The 1876-nt window shown below is 72.4% G+C and carries 2 protein-coding genes; both read left to right on the top strand.

Annotated elements, in window-relative coordinates; translation table 11 throughout:
- A partial coding sequence (locus ALLO2_RS23750) for a hypothetical protein (RefSeq protein ID WP_043592332.1) occupies positions 1-448 on the top strand: 448 nt, incomplete at its 5' end.
- Positions 445-1876, top strand: a 1432-nt coding sequence (locus tag ALLO2_RS22955) for a condensation domain-containing protein (protein WP_023842288.1), incomplete at its 3' end; no start/stop codon positions are given. The genes ALLO2_RS23750 and ALLO2_RS22955, both read left to right, overlap by 4 nt.

The following is a 1876-nucleotide window of genomic DNA, read 5'->3' as shown; positions in this document are numbered from 1 at the left end:
CGGGCTGCTGCGTTACCTCAACCCTGACACGCGCCCGGTCCTCGCGGCGCTACCCACCCCACAGATCGGCTTCAACTACATGGGCCGCTTCACCGCGAGTGACGCTGAAGCCCCGGCGGACTGGCGGCAGGCCAGTCTGGGCGGCGACGCGATCGAGCGGATGCCGGCGGCCCACGCCCTGGAGGCCAGCGGAATCGTCCGGGACGGGCCGGCGGGCCCGGAGCTGAGCCTGTCGCTGGCCTGGCCGGGCGATCTGCTGACCGAGGCCGAGGTGCGGAACCTTGCCGAGGGATGGGTGGCGATGCTGACCGGGCTGGCCGAGCACGCCGCGCGCCCCGAGGCGGGCGGGCACACCCCCTCCGACTTCCCGCTGCTCGAGCTGGCTCAGGAGCAGGTGGAGGAGTTCGAGGCGATGGCAGCCGAGATCGAGAAGGGGATGTCGACATGACGCGCTCCGCGCTGGCCGAGGTGTGGCCGCTCTCGCCGCTTCAGGAAGGGCTGCTGTTCCACGCGCTGTACGACGAGGACGCCGCCGGCTCCTACGTCGTCCAGCGAATCCTCGACCTGCGGGGCCCGCTGGACGCGGACGTGCTGCGCGCCTCGGTTGAGGCCCTGCTGGACCGCCACGCCAACCTGCGGGCCGGGTTCCGGCAGGCCGCCGGGATGGAGCAGCCGGTCCAGGTGATCCCGCGGCGGGTGAAACTACCCTGGACACAGGTGGACCTGTCCGCGCTGGCCGAGGAGTCGGCGCTGGCGGAGGTGTCCCGGCTGACTGCCGAGGACCGAGCCTGTGGGTTCGACCCGGCGGTGCCGCCGCTGCTGCGCTGCACGCTCGTCAGGCTCGGCCGGCATCGGCACCAGCTGGTCATCACCAACCATCACCTGCTGATGGATGGCTGGTCGCTGCCGGTGATGCGGCGCGAGTTGTCGGCGATCTACGCGGCAGGCGGTGACGCGAGCGGGCTGAAGCCGGTCTCGCCGTACCGAGACTACCTGGAGTGGCTCGGCCGCCAGGACCGCCAGGCCGCCCGGGCGGCCTGGCAGCGGGAACTGCGCGGAGCCGACGAGCCGACCCTCGTCGCCACGCCGGACCGGGGCACGGTGACGGCAACGGCGACGGGGCTCGCGCGGGTCCGGGTGACCGTGCCTGACGAGCTGACCGCCGCGCTGCGTGCCCTGGCCCGTAGCCGCGGCCTGACGCTGAACACGCTGGTACAGGGGGCGTGGGCGCTGCTGGTCAGCCGCCTGGCCGGCCGCCGTGACGTGGTGTTCGGCGCGGTGGTGGCGGGTCGTCCGCCCGAGCTGCCCGGTGTGGAGGAGATGCTGGGGCTGTTCGTCAACACCGTGCCGGTCCGGGTGCCGCTCGACCCCGCCCAGCCCGTGGTGGAGATGCTGGCCGAGCTTCAGGGCCGCCAGTCGGAGCTGATGGCCTACCACCATCTGGGGCTTGCCGAGATCCAGCGACTGGCCGGCCCCGGTGCCACCTTCGACACGCTGCTGGCCTATGAGAACTACCCCCGTGACCCTGGCGGCGCCTCGGTCACCAAGGGCGACGGGCTGCGGATCACACCGGCCGGGAGCGAGGAGGCGGTGCACTACCCGGTGAGCCTGGCCGTGATCCCAGGGGAGCAGCTACGGCTGCGTCTTGACTGCCGGCCGGAGGTGTTCGACCAGCAGACGGCCGCCGAACTCGCCGACCGTTTCCTGCGGGTGCTCGACGGGATCGCGGCCGATCCGATCGCACCTGTCGGCCGGATCGGGGTGCTGGGGGACGCGGATCAGGCCCGGGTGGTGGATGGGTGGAATGAGACGGGGGTGGTGGTGCCGGAGGTGACGTTGTCGGAGTTGTTTGAGGCGCAGGTGCGGCGGAGTCCGG

This window comes from Frankia sp. Allo2 (assembly GCF_000733325.1).
Classification (GTDB): Bacteria; Actinomycetota; Actinomycetes; order Frankiales; family Frankiaceae; genus Frankia; species Frankia casuarinae.
This window is presented reverse-complemented; position numbering and strand designations above follow the sequence as displayed.